This window comes from Sphingobium cyanobacteriorum (genome assembly GCF_030580935.1).
GTDB classification, from domain to species: domain Bacteria; phylum Pseudomonadota; class Alphaproteobacteria; order Sphingomonadales; family Sphingomonadaceae; genus Sphingobium; species Sphingobium cyanobacteriorum.
Map to the genome: position 1 here is coordinate 57,384 of NZ_JAUQOM010000003.1, position 16,212 is coordinate 73,595.

11 protein-coding genes are annotated in these 16,212 nt (G+C 59.9%); 9 read left to right on the forward strand and 2 right to left on the reverse strand.

Going from position 1 to position 16,212, the window contains the following annotated elements:
* Positions 1 to 54 precede the first annotated feature (54 nt).
* Both Q4610_RS08730 and Q4610_RS08735 read right to left on the reverse strand, forming a co-directional pair.
* On the reverse strand, positions 55 to 3,450 hold the full coding sequence (locus Q4610_RS08730) for a UvrD-helicase domain-containing protein (RefSeq protein ID WP_304535616.1): 3,396 nt from the start codon (positions 3,448 to 3,450) through the stop codon (positions 55 to 57).
* Positions 3,450 to 6,059, reverse strand: coding sequence for a PD-(D/E)XK nuclease family protein (locus Q4610_RS08735; RefSeq protein ID WP_304535617.1), 2,610 nt, complete (start codon positions 6,057 to 6,059; stop codon positions 3,450 to 3,452). The genes Q4610_RS08730 and Q4610_RS08735 overlap by 1 nt, the downstream gene beginning before the upstream one ends.
* 205 nt (positions 6,060 to 6,264) lie before the next feature.
* Here Q4610_RS08735 and Q4610_RS08740 point away from each other — a divergent pair, with 205 nt between their 5' ends.
* From Q4610_RS08740 to Q4610_RS08780, 9 genes are all read left to right on the forward strand, one after another.
* Positions 6,265 to 7,050, forward strand: coding sequence for a hypothetical protein (locus Q4610_RS08740; protein ID WP_304535618.1), 786 nt, complete (start codon positions 6,265 to 6,267; stop codon positions 7,048 to 7,050).
* On the forward strand, positions 7,047 to 8,063 hold the full coding sequence (locus tag Q4610_RS08745; protein WP_304535619.1) for a hypothetical protein: 1,017 nt from the start codon (positions 7,047 to 7,049) through the stop codon (positions 8,061 to 8,063). Before Q4610_RS08740 ends, Q4610_RS08745 begins: the two co-directional genes overlap by 4 nt.
* An 8-nt stretch (positions 8,064 to 8,071) precedes the next feature.
* Positions 8,072 to 9,076, forward strand: coding sequence for a helix-turn-helix transcriptional regulator (locus Q4610_RS08750; RefSeq protein WP_304535620.1), 1,005 nt, complete (start codon positions 8,072 to 8,074; stop codon positions 9,074 to 9,076).
* Complete coding sequence (locus Q4610_RS08755) at positions 9,073 to 9,720, forward strand: hypothetical protein (RefSeq protein ID WP_304535621.1); 648 nt, start codon at positions 9,073 to 9,075, stop codon at positions 9,718 to 9,720. Before Q4610_RS08750 ends, Q4610_RS08755 begins: the two co-directional genes overlap by 4 nt.
* Before the next feature lie 48 nt (positions 9,721 to 9,768).
* Entirely contained in the window at positions 9,769 to 10,995 is a 1,227-nt protein-coding gene (locus Q4610_RS08760) for an SHOCT domain-containing protein (RefSeq protein WP_304535622.1), read from the forward strand.
* A 6-nt stretch (positions 10,996 to 11,001) separates the two neighbouring features.
* On the forward strand, positions 11,002 to 11,661 hold the full coding sequence (locus Q4610_RS08765; RefSeq protein ID WP_304535623.1) for a hypothetical protein: 660 nt from the start codon (positions 11,002 to 11,004) through the stop codon (positions 11,659 to 11,661).
* 112 nt (positions 11,662 to 11,773) lie between these two features.
* Positions 11,774 to 12,148, forward strand: a complete 375-nt coding sequence (locus tag Q4610_RS08770; protein ID WP_304535624.1) for a hypothetical protein — start codon at positions 11,774 to 11,776, stop codon at positions 12,146 to 12,148.
* A complete protein-coding gene (locus tag Q4610_RS08775) occupies positions 12,145 to 14,640 on the forward strand; it encodes an Hsp70 family protein (protein WP_304535625.1) in 2,496 nt (831 codons plus the stop codon). The genes Q4610_RS08770 and Q4610_RS08775 overlap by 4 nt, the downstream gene beginning before the upstream one ends.
* Positions 14,641 to 14,642: 2 nt before the next feature.
* Entirely contained in the window at positions 14,643 to 16,073 is a 1,431-nt protein-coding gene (locus Q4610_RS08780; protein ID WP_304535626.1) for an ATP-binding protein, read from the forward strand.
* Positions 16,074 to 16,212: the final 139 nt, after the last annotated feature.

A 16,212-nucleotide genomic window follows, 5' to 3' on the forward strand; every position in this document is an offset into this window, starting at 1 on the left:
ATCTTCGGGACGTGCTTGGTGGGGCGGGGCAGAGAGGTCAGATCCTCCACCTCATCACGGCGACGCTCCGACGCTGGATGGTGAGACCTCGATGATCTCACCCCTCGTCATCAGGACGATCATGCCCCGTTCGGCACCAGTCATGTCGAGATAGGCCTGCACCTGACCTCTGTAGTGCTCGAGCGACGCGGCATCGGGCGCTACATCGCTCTTCCAATCCACAATCGTACCCGGCTTGCCCTCGGGCGTCAGGGTGAGGGCGTCAGCAATTCCGGAGGTTGCATATTCATGCCCGTCCGTGGTGTGGCACGCAAACACCGGGAATTCGGCTATCAGCTCGCCGCGTACTGCGGCAATCGGATCAAGTCTGAGTGTCTTGTCGATGCAACTCGCCAGCTCTTCGGCGGATAGGCCCGTCGCGGGATCGCTAACCGCAGTTCGGCCGAACTGAACGATCAATTCCTTCGCTCGCTCGGTCAGCGAACCGAGGTTGTCGAAAGTTTCGCCCGTCAGAACCTCTTCCATCAACTTGTGGAGGATCAGGCCCCGTTCGCGGCTGCCTTGAATAGCGAGCTTCGGCGGGAGTTCCTGCTGCTGCTGGTCTTCGGCATCTGTCCAGAGATCTGGTTCCTCCGCGACGATGACGGGGCCGGAGATCTCTTCGCTGCGGCTTGGGGTGAGCCAGGTCAGCTGCACCTTTCGCCGCAAGATTTGGTCAGCTTCCGCCGCGAATGTCTCTCGCGTCTGCGTATTGCCCGCTTCCTCTGCTGGTGATGGCACGCGCTCTGGCAATTCGCCGGGATCGATGGATGGAAGCTCGGCAAGCGAAAGGTCGAGCAGGCTTATCCATGCCGACTTCGATGGTGAGACATCAAGACGAGGAAGAATCAGCAATTGCCGTGCCCGCGTGGCCGCCACGTACCACAGACGTATCCGTTCCCGATCCAGCTCCAGCTTCTCAGCCTCGATCGCCGCTTCATGGCCCTCGGGGGGCACGCCGAAGATCGGGCAATAGAATGTGTCCGACTGGCGATCTGTCACCGCGCTATCGGGACCCATGACGCCCGTCATGGTGTTGATTGGAATGACAATAGGCCATTCGAGGCCCTTCGCCGCGTGCATCGTGAACAGCGAAATGGCTTCCTCTTGCGCGTCGGGCCGACCTTCGACGGCTCGGGCCTCATCCTCCCACGCAGTCGTCATCGCCTCAGAAAATGACCGCAGGCCGCGCACCGCATATGCGGTCGCGAGATTGAGGTAGAGGTCGACATTGGCGAGCGCGCGTTCCGCCTGACCGCGATGGCGCTCGACGAGAATGGGCCTGATGCGCAGGACATCAATGGCCTGTGACAGGAGCTCATGCGGCGTGGTGCTGTTTGCGCGCCGCGCAAGAGCTTGGAGTTTCACCAGGACCGCGCGCGCCAGATCGTGCGTGACGGTGTCAGCATCGACTGACAGGGTCAGACGCGGGATACGGTCGGGTTCGCTCTCATTGCGCGGGAGCGCCCAGACAATATCGAGCAATTCTTCATCCGTAAGGCCGACCAATGGCCCACGGAGCAGTGCGCCCAGCGCCAAGGTGTCGCGACGATCAGCAAGGACACGAGTGACCGCGATCAAATCCTGGATTTCCTGACGACGGAAGAGCCCTTTCCCGGCTTGGGTCGCAACCGGGATACCGCGGCGTTCCAAAGCTTCTTCGTATCGCCAAAGTTCGGCGCCTGTCGGCGCGAGCAAGGCGATGTCCCCCGGTTGGCAGACGCGCGGAGTACCTGTCCGGCGGTCGACAATTTCCTGCCCGCCGATCAGCCGGGCGCAAAGGTCGGCAACAGCTTCGGCTTCACCGTCTCGTTGCTGCTCCACCTTCGCTTTACCATCCTCGCCTGCAACCGCGACGTCGAGGGCGGCTACGCAAATGCCTTCGGCGGGATCGGAGTGGAAGGCATCGAGGGCCGTGAAGCCCGGCTGACCATCGGCAGACAGTACCGCTTCGAAGCGCGCGTTGACGAAAGTCAGAATGGAAGCGCACGACCGGAAGTTGGTCGAGATGGAAAGCAAGCTGTCCTGACCGTGCGCGATGAACGCGCTGCGAGCCTGTACGTAGGCACCGACGTCGGCGCCGCGAAAGCGGTAGATCGCCTGCTTCGGATCGCCCACGAGAAACAGCGCGCCAGGACGGATTCGGAAAGCCGCCCAATCGTCGCCGTCATGCTGCGGATCACCGCACAGCCGCCAGAAGATCTCGGTCTGGAGCGGATCGGTGTCCTGGAACTCATCGACGAGGACGTGGGCAAAACGCTTGCCCAGCGCCTGGCGTACCGCCTCATGACTGCGCAACAGGTCACGCGCGGCATAGATCAGATCGTCGAAATCGAGCTGCGCGCTGGAACGCTTGTAATTGCGGTAACGCTCGAGGATTGGAGCGGCTTCTGAGACAAGCGCAGCCAGAACGTGGCCGGCAATCGCCTGCTGCATCGCAGCCCACGTCGCGCAGCATTTCGCGTAGAGATCGTCAGCGGCGATGTTGAGCTGCTCACCATCGGCTTTGGACAAACCGGCCTGCTTCGCCGCTTCGACCCACTTCCCTTTCTTGCGATAAGCGGCAAATCCACCGGTCTTGGTGCAAACGTCCGGATGGGGGCGCGCAACCAGCAACTGAACAAGGCCCGCGGGTGATTGGGGTTCGGCAACCGCGGCTACCGCTTCTGCCATCTGTGCGAAGCCTGCTGCATAGGTGGCCGTCTCGGGCTCGTGGGCCGAAGCATTGTCGATGAAGTCGCCCAAGGCCGTGGCCGCCTGTTGGAATTCATCCATGAGTGGAGCAAACGGGGAGGGCGCTGGTGCCTTGAGAGTTCGCCTACTCCGCAAATTGGCCGCGATCTTGTGAAGCAGCTCGACCGTGCTCTTCGGATTGTAGAGCACCATTTCGGCAATGATGCCGCCGTGCTCACCGGATAGCCGCTCTCGCAGCCAGCCATCAACGATTTCGAGAAACGCAAGGTCAGCCAGATTCCGATCCATGACCGTCGCGCCAGGATCGATGTCTGCCTCAGCCGGGTAGGGCTTGATGAGGCGCTGGCAGAAGCCGTGAATCGTGGAGCAGGTGACTTCATCGATCGCCGCGCTCGCGGTAACGAGATTGTTGCGCTGGGCATCGCTGAGGCCATCGGGAAGCGCGACTTTCAGCTCTGGCGCGATCCGGCCTTCGCTCAACTCGGCGACAAACTCCCTGACCCGCGACACCAATTCGCTTGCCGCAAGTTCGGTAAATGTCACCGCCGCGATGGCGCGCGGAGAGGTTCCCTCCGCGAGCATTACGGCGATACGCCCCGCCATTACCGCGGTTTTTCCCGAGCCTGCGCCGGCCTCGACAAGGATCGAGCGGGTATGCCGACCAATTGCATCGAAGCGGGCACCGTCGTCCTTCAGTTGAGCAGACATGGTCGTCATCACTCCGCCTCCCACACCTGAGCCGCATCGCCGAGCATTGCTGCCGCGATTGGACGCTTGCGTTTGCAGTAGGTTGGGCCGGCGTTTGCGGGCAGGGCGAAGGCGAGATCGTCGTAATCATCGCCGGTATCGGGGCCAGGAATCGCCAGCCCCGATTGCAGGTTTGACCGGGCGGCGACGAGATAGCCGGCGACCTCGGACAAGACGGCGTCCGGATCGTCGAGCTGGAGGTCTAGGTTCTCCCGGGGATACAACAGTGAAGCTGTTATGCTTACATCCTCGCCCAGCAAGGATTTAACGGCGAAGCCATAGAGACAGCGCTGCAGCTCTTTGCCCCCGTTGAGGCGAATGGCTGACCTTGGTGCGCGTCCCGTTTTATAGTCTCGCACAATGGCGCGCTTGCCATCGTCGAGAATGTCGAGGCGGTCGATGTAGCCCTTGATCGCAAACCCTGCGCCAGGAATTTCGACCCTTCTGCTTGGATCCCAAGGAATGGCCCCGTCCGATTTCGGCGTAGAACCACCGAACGGCACCTCGGCATAGCTTTGCGCTCCCGCCAGTTCCTGATTGCCATAGGACAGCGCATTGCTTGCGGTCACTCGAGCATCTGAGAGCGTGCGCGTCCAGATGATCGCCGGCGGCACCGGACGTTCACTTTCCCAATCGGCCGCCACTCGGGCTGCGGCATTATAGACCAGCTCGTCGATGACTTGCGCGGTTGCGCCGCCGAGGCCGCCCGCGGCCTCGATGCTCTGAAGCGCGAAGTCGAGTACCATGTGGACAAGGTCGCCCATTTCCAAGGGATCGAGTACCAACGGTTCGGCCCCTGCGTTAGGGGCGCTCCAGTGGAGTCCATAAACCCAGACAAAGCCGAGGGGGTTGCGAAGCAAGCGTCGCAGCGAACTGGCCGACTGCGTTCGACCAAGAACGGCTTGAATCAGGGGATGGTCTGGCCGCACCTTACCATCGTGGGCGGTAATCTCCTCTCGCTTCCAATCTCGCCAGCAGGCCAAGGCGCTGACCGCTTGGGGATTGGTGCCAAACTCTTGCGTTCTTGCCATCAACCGATCGGTCTCGCTGAAAGCATGAAGCGGAACCGCATTGCGACGAAGATACATCTCGGTGCCAAGTCCGGCGAGCAGCGGACTACGTCCGAGGAGCCGGCCATCGCTGTCGCGGCGGGCACGAGAAAGTACGAGCTGGCCGGATGTCGTTGCCATAATAGTCTCGAAATCGCGCCTATCCGCCTGGTTGATCGGAAGTGGATCGAGCACATGGGTTGGGATGATGTGATCGGGGATCAAGCGGTCTTCAGAAATGCCACGCGGCCAACGCGAGGAATTCAGGCCAATTAGCCGGACAAACCGGCGCGGTGAGGCGGCAAGGGCACTTGCTGGCATCCACGCAACCGAGACGCAGGAGTCGAGGCCGTCATCCTGCTTCAGGTTTTCCAGCGAAGTGTCAATCGATGCGGCCGGGCCGGCCATGAGTGCCTTGCGCCAAATCGCGAGCGCGCGGCCTGAAAGAAAGGCCGGGCCGATTTCATCGGCAGCGTCGGCTCCTTTCGCGAGCAGTTCGATCGCGAACTTCAGAGCAGGTGAATGGTCGCTTCCATCCGGCCAATCTTCGGCTGCGAGACCCGACAACAGCCGGTTCCACGCAGCGGACGTCGCCATTGGCGCATCAGTCGGCAAGACGCGCAGCCAACCTTCGGGCAGGGCTGAGAACGCGGCCCCATCAGAACAGAGTGCGGCGAGGCGCCGTATACGGGTCTGCGAAAGGCCGCGAACGAGAATGTCGGCCAATGCCGCAGCGGCCTGACCATCGCGGGTCGTGACTGTCGGAACGCCATGGACAAAGTGCAGGTCGATGTTCGCATCAGACCGCAGCGCCAGGAAATGATCGTCATATTCAGCAGTCGAAGCCGCTGCGATTGCGATTTCGTGCGGGGCGACATCGCCGGATGCCAGAAGGGATCGTACCCAGCGCAACGCCTCGATAGCCTCGTGGAGACCCGAGGCGGCGCTTGCGACTCTGACCTCGGGATGCTGGGCCGGAACTTCAACTACCTTTATCGCGGATCCCACCAACCAGGCCGGAATCCGGCGCGGCCCGGCACTCCACGTCACGGGAATCTCGGTCGCGAGCTCGATCAGCAATGGGCGCCAGCACGGCGATAGCTCGGTCAATCCCTCAACGGTCAGGGCGCCGAGCACCTTCTGAGAATGATGAATCCGGCTCCGCGCGCAGGCGACGATATCCATTGGCCTTAGCATTCCCGCGGGAAGTTCGGCCAAAACAGCAGCTTCGAGGTGGGCCAGCGCCTCTAGCCTGGGATGGTCTCCTGCGCGTGCGGAAAGGTCGATCCCAGCCCGCCAAACCTTGTGAAGAGTATCGGCCGCAGCGTTGACCATACCGGGGAGTGACTTGATGTTTTCCAACTCACCGAGCGGCGTATTGGGAAGCACTGACTGCAACGTCGAACGAAGCGTTTCGTCGTCAATTGGCTTGATGAAGCCTCCGGCCAACCGCACAGCTGCCTGCTCGAAGGACATGATCTGGGTGCCATGATGCCGATCGCGTGCAGCGTGCAGACGCTCGCAGCGCATGGCATGTCTTCCGTGGCACACGATAGTTGAGCGCGATGCGGCAGTCACAATCCATTTCCCTCTTGCAAGGAGTCAGCAGCCTGCACGATCTGTTGACGCCCACTTGGCGAAAAGAATCATGAAGCTAGTGACTATTCGCAGCCCCCGTCGAGCTCAGTCTATACAAGCGTTTTGATGATCGGATGCAAGACATCGCGGTCACCTTATGATCTACTCCACGCTTGCTGCGACCGGTTCTGTCGTAGAAGGTGTAGAGCAAGGTCTTTGCAGCAGTTTCAGATTCGACCGAGGGGCGGCGGAGATATTCATGGGATTGTTTAACCGAGTCTTTGCCGGTCAACGGATCGACGAGTGGGCGTCCAATTACGCCCTTGTCGCTGCGAGAACGCTAAATCAAGTTGCGGCCGACCTAATCGTGTCTGCCGAAGAAGAGATCGCCAAGGTCAGTCTGAAGGACGGGCTGTTCAACCAAGCGACCTTCATCCAGGAGCGTATTGCGCCAATGGTGCGGTCGGTGGCGGAACCCGTCGCCATCGAGATCCTCGACGAGGCGAACACGGCTCTCCTTGAACTGGTTGAGGAGCAGGCCGTTTGGGTGCGGGGGCCAGAGCACGAGGAGGAACCGGAAGGTGCCTTCGAGGGGGCAAGGGATGTCGCGGCGGCCGCGGTTCCGTTGGCCGCGGGGGTGGCTACCGCTGCTGCCCTTCCATTCGCAGCCGTGACGACCACAACGGCGTGGCTCGGGTTGGTGACCACCACAGCAATAAGTTGGCCGGTGGTGCTGGGTGGCGGTGCCCTTGCCGGATTGGGTCTTGCTACCGGCGTTTTCAACACAGCTAAGATACGCGATCGCACGTTAGTCCGTCTGCGAAAGCGGGTGCGAGGGTTCATCGTCGCCTCGCTGATCGACGGAAGCGAACAGTCTCCTGCAATCCTGCAGCAACTCGCGACCGAATTTAACCGAGCCGCCAAGCGAGCGAAGTCCCTATGATCGGCTCGCTTGCCAACACGCTGCTGCGCGAGATCCCCGGTCACCTTCTGGCCGGTGTTGCCTCGGGCGAATACCGCGTCTCCGGCTCCATCATCCAGTCCGTCACCTCGGGAAGGATCGTCGGGCATTTGCAAGAGACCTCGGCGCTCTCTTCGTTGCTGAGCTCCGGCCCCCTGGCGTTGCCCCAGTTGGCGTTCGAGGCTGTGAGCGTCGTCCAGAACGAACAGATCAAGGCTGCGATCGCGGTGGTTCAGTCGCTGCAGGTCGCCAACCTTGCATTGAGCGGCATATCGATTGGGGTGTCGATTGCGGGAACCGCCCTGCTTGCTCGTCGGATCGCACGCGTTGAGCAGAAGGTCGATGCCATCCTTCCCGGTCTAGCAGCAATTGCACGAGGGATTGAGGGTTTGCGAACCGAGCGAATTGCGGAAGATTTCACGCGGCTTCGCACTCTGGCCGACCAGGTCGAGGAAGCGTGGCTACCATCTGCCACCAACACCGAATGGATGGCTATTGCCCGTGATTCCCACTTTCTCGCAGACAGCTTCGAACGCCGTGCCCGTGACCTTGGCGATGCCGGTGATCGTCTTTGTGGCGAACCCTTCGCGGATGCATACGCATTGGCCTCGGGACTTCGCATCACCGCGAGGTTGGCCGCCGGCCAGGATGACATGGCGCGTCAGGCTGCGACGGCTCGTACCCATACGCTTCTTGCACTTGGCGAGCCCGTGCGGCTCGCCCGGTTAGCCCTCGCCGCTGAGCCAGAGGCTGACCTGGCGGCTACGCCGCAGTGGCAAGAGCGAATGGATCGGCGAACCGAAGACTTTCGCACGATCGTCAAATCAGTGCGCGAACGCGAACTCGCCGCGGCCGCCAGCGTGGAGACGCTGGAAGAATTGGCAAGGCAGGAGATCTCCGGACGCGACTGGCTGGAAGCGTCGCGATCCGAGGACAGCAGTCCTCTGCTGTTCCTGCCGGTAGGGCCCTTCGAACTGCAGGGGGAAACACAGTGACCCCGAGGATGGCCAAGCTCGATCGCACGCTGAAGCTCGTTCATATGCTGTGCGACAGCGGGGAAGGCCTGACCCTGGACGAGATGGCTGCCGGGCTTGGGGTTACCAGGCGAACCGCCGAGCGCTTGCGCGACGTGATCGCGCTTCATTTCGATGTCGTCGAGGACAGCGATGGACGAACCAAACGGTTTCGCATTCGAGACGCGCTGAGGCGGGTGTACACGCGTCCCACGGCTGCCGAGATCGCGGCACTCCAGGCTGAAGCCGACGCTCGCAATCGCGAGATGGCACCTCAGGCAGCACTGCTCTCCAGCCTGCTCGACAAGACAAAAGCTGCATTGGATGATCGCGAGAAGCGAAGGGTCGATCCGGACCTGGAAGCCTTGGTCCGCCTTCAGCGCAGCAGGGTTCCCGCCGGGCCGGCCGTCGTCGCCGACCCGGAAAATCTGGCCGCTATCCAGGGCGCCATCATGGCAGGGCAATGTGTGGAATTCGATTATCGCGCTGACGGGGCTGATATCTCACGATGGCGCCGCGTGATACCCTTTGGCCTTGTGCATGGTCCGATCACATACTTGATCGGCAAAATGCCCGATCGAGATGCCGACCCTGTGCCCTTCCGTCTGGATCGGATGAAAAACGTGCGTGCGGCCAACACGTCGGGACTGCCTCCAGAAGACTGGGACCTCGACCGGTGGCTGTCACAGAGCTTTGGCATCTGGCGGGAGGAAGATCACGCAGTCGTGTTGCGCGTACTCCCATCCTCCGTCGAACGCGCAAGGCAATGGCGCTTCCATCCCGCTCAGGAGCTGGAAGAAATGGCTGACGGCCTAATCGTAAGGTTCAGGGCTGGCGGTCTCCGAGAAATTGCCGAGCATCTTTTTACATGGGGCGGGGAGGTTGTGATCGAAGGCCCCGACGCGCTCCAAGCGGTTATGCGGGAGCGACTGGAGGCGGCCAGCGCATGCCTACGACCGCTTTTGACGCAGCGCGACGTTAGGGCAGAAACATGAGAAAACCCGATTCTGTTGCTGCGCTCGCTGATTTCGGCCGCGTTCGGTTGTCGAAGTCGTTCTTCATGCGCGATTTCCTGTTCTCCGACATTGCAGCGGTACATGGCCTGAGCAACGTGCCCGACGACCCTGATCTGGCGATCGCTGCAGGAACCAGGCTTTGCGAGGAACTGCTCGAGCCTTTGCAGGATAGGTTCGGTCGCATCGCCGTCCGCTCCGCGTTTCGCTCGTGCGAAGTGAACGGGCTGGGCAACGAGATGCAAGCGGCGGGGAAGAGCGGGTACAATTGTGCTTCGAACGAAGCCAATTTCGGCGGGCATATTTGGGATCGACGCGATGCCAAAGGCCGGATGGGGGCCACGGCCTGCGTCGTGATCCCGGCATTCTGGGACGCATTCCAGGCAGAGGGGGATTGGCGAAAGCTTGCCTGGTGGATCCACGATCACCTGCCCTATTCGAGTCTCTATTTCTTCCCGAAATTCTGGGCCGTGAACATTGCTTGGTGCGAGGAGCCGGAACGACGAATCGACAGCTATACCTATCCGAAGGGCTGTTTGACCAAGGTAGGCATGCCGAACAATTCCGGATCACACGAGCAGGATTGGGCTGGCATCGAGGGAGCAATGGTCCGCGGGCTTGCCTGAATGGGCATCGGGCATTCGCGCTGCATATCATTAGAAAGTAGGGGGACTATGAAGCATTCGCGCCTTCGGGCATTCGCCGTCATCGTATCGAGCGCGCTGACTCTGCCGTCCATCGCCTATGCCCAGGACAAGGATGCGTTTCGCAATCAGGCCAAGGCCTCAACCGCCCAGCTTCAGGGCCAGGGCGAGCCCAGAGATCGGTGTTCGATGGGAGCCTTTGTCGGGGAAGGCGGTCTCGTGACGCGCACTTTCTCGGGCTCTGCTCTCAAACCGGGAGACCATCTCATCTCAATCAATCGTGTGGACGTATCTGGCAAGCGGGCCGAAGACATCATTGCAGTCTTGCGCGGGACTGGCCCGACGGCAGTGATCCCGGTGCGCGTCGAGCGGGGTGGGCAGCCCATGGATGTGGATGTGAGCTGCTCGAACGCTCGCCCCGCCACGGAAGCTTTGATGAGCGGCCTCAACCTTGCTGCCAATGGCAAGTTCGACGAATGCGTCTCCGCCTTTGGGCAACGCGATGATCTCGGGACCTATGGCGCCACGATCAAGGTCCAGTGCGCCGCCCTCTCACGCAATCCCGGGCGGTATAATCTTGCGCAATTTACCTTCGAGGCCATGCAGTCGCTGGTCGAAGATGCGCGGTGGGCGCCGTCGATGCGATCCGACGTCATCCGGCGACTGCGCGCGAGCGAGAGCCTCATTACCCAGGGGCTGGGAATTGCACGTTTTCAGGAGCTGGTCGCTGTGACACGGTCTTGGCCTGGGGGCGAGCGCATGTTCGAGGCATCGGCCCCTGATTGGGCCTTGTTTCGACGCAATTCCGAGGCTTCGCTTCGCGCGAGGCTGATCGATCCGGATTCTGCGCGGATCGAGTGGCCCTATGGCTTTACCTATGGGACCTGGAAGCCGATCCTGTCGAAGCGTGTCGAAGGTTACTGGACCTGCGGCTCGATCAATGCTCGCAATCGCATGGGAGGCTATACCGGCAGCACGTCGTTTGTGGTCGTCCTTGACGCTAACGGTTTTGTCCAGTTCGTGGACATGGGCGAAGCGCGGGACTTCGACTTTGTCACGAGCCAGTGCAATGGTTCCGTCAAGTATCTGCCTCCGCCGCAGCGCGAGCTTGCCGGAGCAGGGGTATCCCAGCCTGCGCAAGCGGCGTCAATCGCCGACGAGTTGAGAAAGCTGGTCGATCTCAAGAATAGCGGTGCCCTGAGCGAAGCGGAATTTCAGGCTGCCAAACAGCGACTGCTTGGCACCTCAGGGCAGTAGTAGACCATGACGGTTCCAAGCCAGCTTATCACCGCCGTCGATATGGCGATCGCGAGCGGAATTGATCCAAAGCGTTTTCGCGCGGCCCTCCGCGCTGCTGGCTTGGGTTGGCATCCGCACAATGGCCGTTGGGAGGTCCTGCGCGGGAGTAGTCAGCATAAGGACATGGAAATGGTCATGGCCCGGCTTGGCGGAGGGGGCTTCAACCTGCGGTCGGCCATGAAGCCTGCACGCGCCGATCCGAGGGCTTCGGGACGCGACGAGCACTATATTCTCGATCTCTGCGACGAGTTTCTCGAATTGAAGGCCGTCCGCCAGCATTGCTTTCCGTTTCTGACCGGAGATCCCGATCGGCGCGGGTGCCGGAAGCCTTTGCCTGTCGATGGTTTTTATCCGGGTCTCAACCTTGTCGTGGAATATCATGAGCGCCAGCATCGCGAACGCGTCGGATTTTTTGATGACAAGCCGACGGTTTCCGTAGTGCCCCGCGGAGAGCAACGCAGGCGATATGACGAGCGCCGCCGCGATTTGTTGCCGAAGCACGGCTACGCGTTCGTCATTCTCGAGGTGGATGAATTTGCCCATGACAGGGCCAAGCGTCTCCTGAGAACGTCTGAGGACCAGGCCGTTGTCGCTCGGCGGCTGGGGATATTTCGCGCGCCGTAAACTGCCCTACTGCGACGCTTCTGGACGATCACCAGATTGTTAGCCTAAACGGCACGGGAATAACAGAAAAATAATGCGAATTGATGCTACATGTCGGCTTTAAGAGGTCCTGATGAGTGGTTCTATGGAAGATGACTTTTCTGGTTACGAGCAGTCGGTGATCGACATGGCAGTCGAGGGTTGGCGATTTTCGCGGCTGTTTTCTCGGGTCATCTCCAAGTTGGATGCGGGCGAAGCCAATCGGTATGTCAATCAGCTGCGGTATTTTCAAAAGCGCATCGAAGAGAATCTGGAGCGCCTGGATATGAAGCTTGTAAACGTGGAAGGTCAGGTCTTCGATCAGGGGATGGCCGCGACCGCTTTGAATATTGCTGACTTCGATGCGGAAGATAAGTTGATCATAAGTCAGATGATTGAGCCCATTATCATGGGTCCGGAAGGTTTGAAGCGCCAGGGAACCGTGATGGTCGGCAAGGTGAATCTGTGAAATACGTTGGCATCGATCTCGGAACCACCAACAGTGCAATCTGCTCTTTCGACGGTGAAAATGTCCGTCTCTATAAGAGCCCGGAACAGCACGATGTAACGCCATCCGCAATTTTTATGGATAAGCGCGGGAAGAAATATGTGGGAGCGAGGGCATATAATGATTCTGCCCGGAATCCCGAGAATGTCGCGACGCTGTTCAAGCGGCACATGGGCACGAGTACCCCGATCAAGTTGGCCGCCGTCGATCTCGTGATGACGCCGGAGGAGTGCTCGACCGAGGTGCTCAGGGTGCTCTACTCCTATCTGCCCGAGGAAATTCGGAATGACGAGGAGACCGGCGCCGTCATCACGGTGCCGGCCGCGTTCAATCAGATGCAGAAAGATGCTACGATGGCGGCGGCCATTGGCGCCGGCATAGGTCGTGTAGCCCTCATGCAAGAGCCGGTAGCTGCGGTCATGAGCGTGATGCGGTTGCGAAAGAGCGACGGCATTTTCCTGATCTACGACCTTGGCGGCGGCACCTTGGACATTGCCATTGCGGAGAGCACTGCTGGCCGTGTGAGTCTGCTCGCGCATGGCGGCATCGCTATGTGCGGCGGGCGGGACTTTGATAGGATGCTGTTCGACAATGTGATCAAGCCTTGGCTGCTCGAGCATTTCGACCTTCCTGAGAATCTCAATGAATTTCCTCAGTTTCAGAAGCTGAAACGCATCAGCGAATGGGCCGCCGAGAAGGCCAAAATTGAACTTTCACAACGCGACGACGCTGTCATCAGTCTGGATGACTCCCTCTTGGGAGTCCGGGATCGTTCGGGCGAGGACATCTATCTCGACATTGAGATAAGCCGCGACCAGTTCAACGCTTTGATCGCAGCGAAGCTCGATGAGTCTATACAAGCTACAAGGGAGACCTTGGAAAAGGCCGGCCTGGGCCCTCACGATGTCGAGCGAATCGTCTTTGTTGGTGGGCCGACGCATTACCGCCCCCTGCGTGACAAGGTAGCGTTCGAACTTGGGATTGCTGCCTCGACGGATGTCAATCCGATGACGGCCGTGGCCGAAGGTGCAGCAGTGTTTGCTGAATCGATCGACTGGGCGTCGCAAAGTCGTGGTCGGAAAAGTTCGCGCGGTTCCATTAGCGCTGGAGGGGCGCTGGATGTGTCCCTCAATTACATCGCGCGCACCCCGGATTCCAAAGCGAAGGTTCTTATTAATCTCGGTGGCGAACCAAACCCTGGAAGCGAATTTCAGATTGATAGCCTCGACACGGGCTGGTCCTCAGGGCGGATCGCATTGCGAAATGGAGCTTCGGTCGAGGTTTCGCTCCTGAAGCCGGGAGAAAACGTCTTCAAGGTTTTCGTTTTCGATGGTGCTGGTGGAGCGATCAGGCTTGCCGAGGACAAGATTACAATTTCCCGGACGGCAGCGAGCATCGATGCCATACCCGCATCCCACTCCGTTTTTGTCGAAGTCCTGGACAGGATTGGCGGTAAATCGGCGATTGATTACTTGGTCAAAGAAGGTGACCAACTGCCCAAGAAGGGAAAGAAGACCTACAAGGCCGCAGAATCCCTCAAGGCGGGGAGCCCAGGAGCTATCCGGATCAAACTCTGGGAGGGAGACATCCAGGATCCCGTTCACGACAATCGTCCAATCGGTACGCTGAAAATCAGTGGTTCCGATATCGAGGACGGGGTGATCGCTGCCGGCGCGGATCTCATCTGCGAGTATGAAGTGCTGGATTCGGGCAATATCATTCTCGAGGTCTCCGTGCCGTCCATCGGCGGATCGTTCCACTCGGGCCGAAACTTCTATTCTCGCCAAGAAGGGCAGATTGACTATTCCAAGGCGGCCCAACTGGTGGAGGAACAGTCCTCGGCCGCCCGAAGCCGATTGGAGGAGATCGAGGCGCACGTCGATGATCCACGGCTCGACCAGGCGCGTGAAAAGCTTGACCAAGCGGACATGGTCCATGCGGGCGAAACGGATCCTGAAGTTGCAAAGCAGGCCTTGGACAAGGTTCAAGAAGCGAAACGATTGCTGGCATTGGCCCGCAAGGATCACCTCAAAATCATCCGTCAGATTGAGCTCGATCGGCTGGTTGCGCATTTTAACACATACATCAGAGAGTTCGCACGGCCGACCGAGGCGACTGTTTTCGACAATCTCACCCGCACAGCGCAGCGCTCGATCGACAGCAATTCCGCCGATTTTGAAGCCCACCTTGACGAGCTGCGCGGCAAAAACTTTGCCATCCTTTGGCGTCAGGATTGGTTCGTCGTCGAGCGTTTCAAATGGCTCGCCAGCGCGAGTCACCTTTTCTCTGACGGGCATGAGCACGCCAGACTTGTCGTGCTCGGCAGCGAGGCGCTCAAAACGAACGAAATAGACAACCTTCGCGATGTTGTCGCGCTAATGGATAGCATTCGCTTTGCGACAAGTGGCGAAGACGAGATGCTGGCAGGCGCAAACATTCTTCGTGGGAGCTGATCATGGTGAAGGAGGCTTGGCTCCCGATTGGGTTCAAGATGCCAGACGGGGCGAAGACGAGGACAGTGCTCCACGCTGGCCGCGAATGGCAAATCCTTGAGTCAATCGGGGGTGGCCGGGTTCTCGTTGCGGAAGAGCGGCTGATCCAAAAATGGCTGGACGATGGCCTGATCACGGATGGGCTCTTCCAGGGCTTCGAGTTCGACAATCGGCGTCTCGGCCAAATGTCATCGGGCGCCAGCCAACTGCTTTGCCCGATCGGAGACGGACCAGCCCCGAAGAACAAGGCCGAAGCTATCGCTTTTGCGATCGCTATGCGTTCGACGAGGGAGGTCGCCGATTCCCTGCCACTCCAGGACGCGATCTATGTGGAGAAGATCAGCAGGTTGCTTCCCACCTATATGCTTGGTCCCGAAACGCCGGCCGAGATGGTGGCTGGGTTCTGGTTGACCGGGGGTATCGAGATCTCGGCCTCATCATTTCGCCGTATGCGCCAGGCCATGGGCTGGCTCGCGCCAACAGACCTGAAGGAAGTCATCGAAGCCGCAGGATTCGCCGTTTCCGAAGTGGTTCCCTCGTCCAGGAAACGGGAAGCAGCCCGACAGTTGGGAGAGAACGGTGCCGAAAATGGTAAATCCGCCGAGGATCCAGGCGGGAAGGTCTTTGAGTTGCCAGGAAGGCCGGTTCTGGCTGCCTTCTTCAACGAGCATGTGGTTGACATCGTGAATCACCGGGAGCGCTACAAGGCTCTCGGCATCGACTTTCCTTCAGCGGTCATCCTCCATGGCCCCCCAGGATGCGGCAAGACTTTCGCGGTCGAGCGCTTGATCGATTTTCTGGGCTGGCCGAGCTTTCAGGTTGACGCCTCGAGTGTCGCAAGCCCGTATATTCACGAAACGAGCAAGAAGGTTGCGGAGGTCTTTGACAAGGCCATGCAGAATGGCCCGTCAGTGATCGTGATCGATGAGATGGAGGCATTTCTTGCAGATCGAGAAATGGGGTCCGGCCATCACCGCGTCGAGGAAATGGCGGAGTTCTTGAGAAGGATCCCCGAAGCCGCTCAGCATGAAGTCCTGGTAATCGGGATGACCAATCGGATCGAGATGATCGACCCGGCAATCTTGCGGCGCGGACGCTTTGATCACGTGGTTGAAGTGACGCATGCGAGCGAAGCGGAAATCCTGGCCCTTGTCGCAACCTTGCTGATGAAGCTGCCGACCGCCGAAGATGTCGATGGCACGACCTTGGCGAAGGAGCTGAGCGGGCGACCATTGTCCGACGTCGCATTCGTTATCAGGGAAGGGGCCCGCCTGGCAGCCCGCGGCGGCAAGGACCGCATCGAGCAAGAACATCTGACCGCGGCTCTCAAGGCTACTCCGTCGCGCAGTGGAGATGGCGATCATGAGCGGCGCATTGGCTTTGTCTGGAACTGATTCCGCATGTCTTCAGATGAAAAAAGTGGCAACGACCGGTCGCACAAGGGATTCGCTGGCTTGTCGAGCCAAGTCTCAGACATCGATGCTGAGATCGCTCATGCCAATAGTTTGGCTCCGGTCCCGAGCCCTGTTGTGC

Coding starts and splice junctions, on each gene's coding strand:
- Q4610_RS08730 (WP_304535616.1), bottom strand. CDS start 3,450: ATGACGACCATGTCTGCTCAACTGAAGGACGACGGTGCCCGCTTCGAT.
- Q4610_RS08735 (WP_304535617.1), bottom strand. CDS start 6,059: ATGCGCTGCGAGCGTCTGCACGCTGCACGCGATCGGCATCATGGCACC.
- Q4610_RS08740 (WP_304535618.1), top strand. CDS start 6,265: ATGATCTACTCCACGCTTGCTGCGACCGGTTCTGTCGTAGAAGGTGTA.
- Q4610_RS08745 (WP_304535619.1), top strand. CDS start 7,047: ATGATCGGCTCGCTTGCCAACACGCTGCTGCGCGAGATCCCCGGTCAC.
- Q4610_RS08750 (WP_304535620.1), top strand. CDS start 8,072: ATGGCCAAGCTCGATCGCACGCTGAAGCTCGTTCATATGCTGTGCGAC.
- Q4610_RS08755 (WP_304535621.1), top strand. CDS start 9,073: ATGAGAAAACCCGATTCTGTTGCTGCGCTCGCTGATTTCGGCCGCGTT.
- Q4610_RS08760 (WP_304535622.1), top strand. CDS start 9,769: ATGAAGCATTCGCGCCTTCGGGCATTCGCCGTCATCGTATCGAGCGCG.
- Q4610_RS08765 (WP_304535623.1), top strand. CDS start 11,002: ATGACGGTTCCAAGCCAGCTTATCACCGCCGTCGATATGGCGATCGCG.
- Q4610_RS08770 (WP_304535624.1), top strand. CDS start 11,774: ATGAGTGGTTCTATGGAAGATGACTTTTCTGGTTACGAGCAGTCGGTG.
- Q4610_RS08780 (WP_304535626.1), top strand. CDS start 14,643: ATGGTGAAGGAGGCTTGGCTCCCGATTGGGTTCAAGATGCCAGACGGG.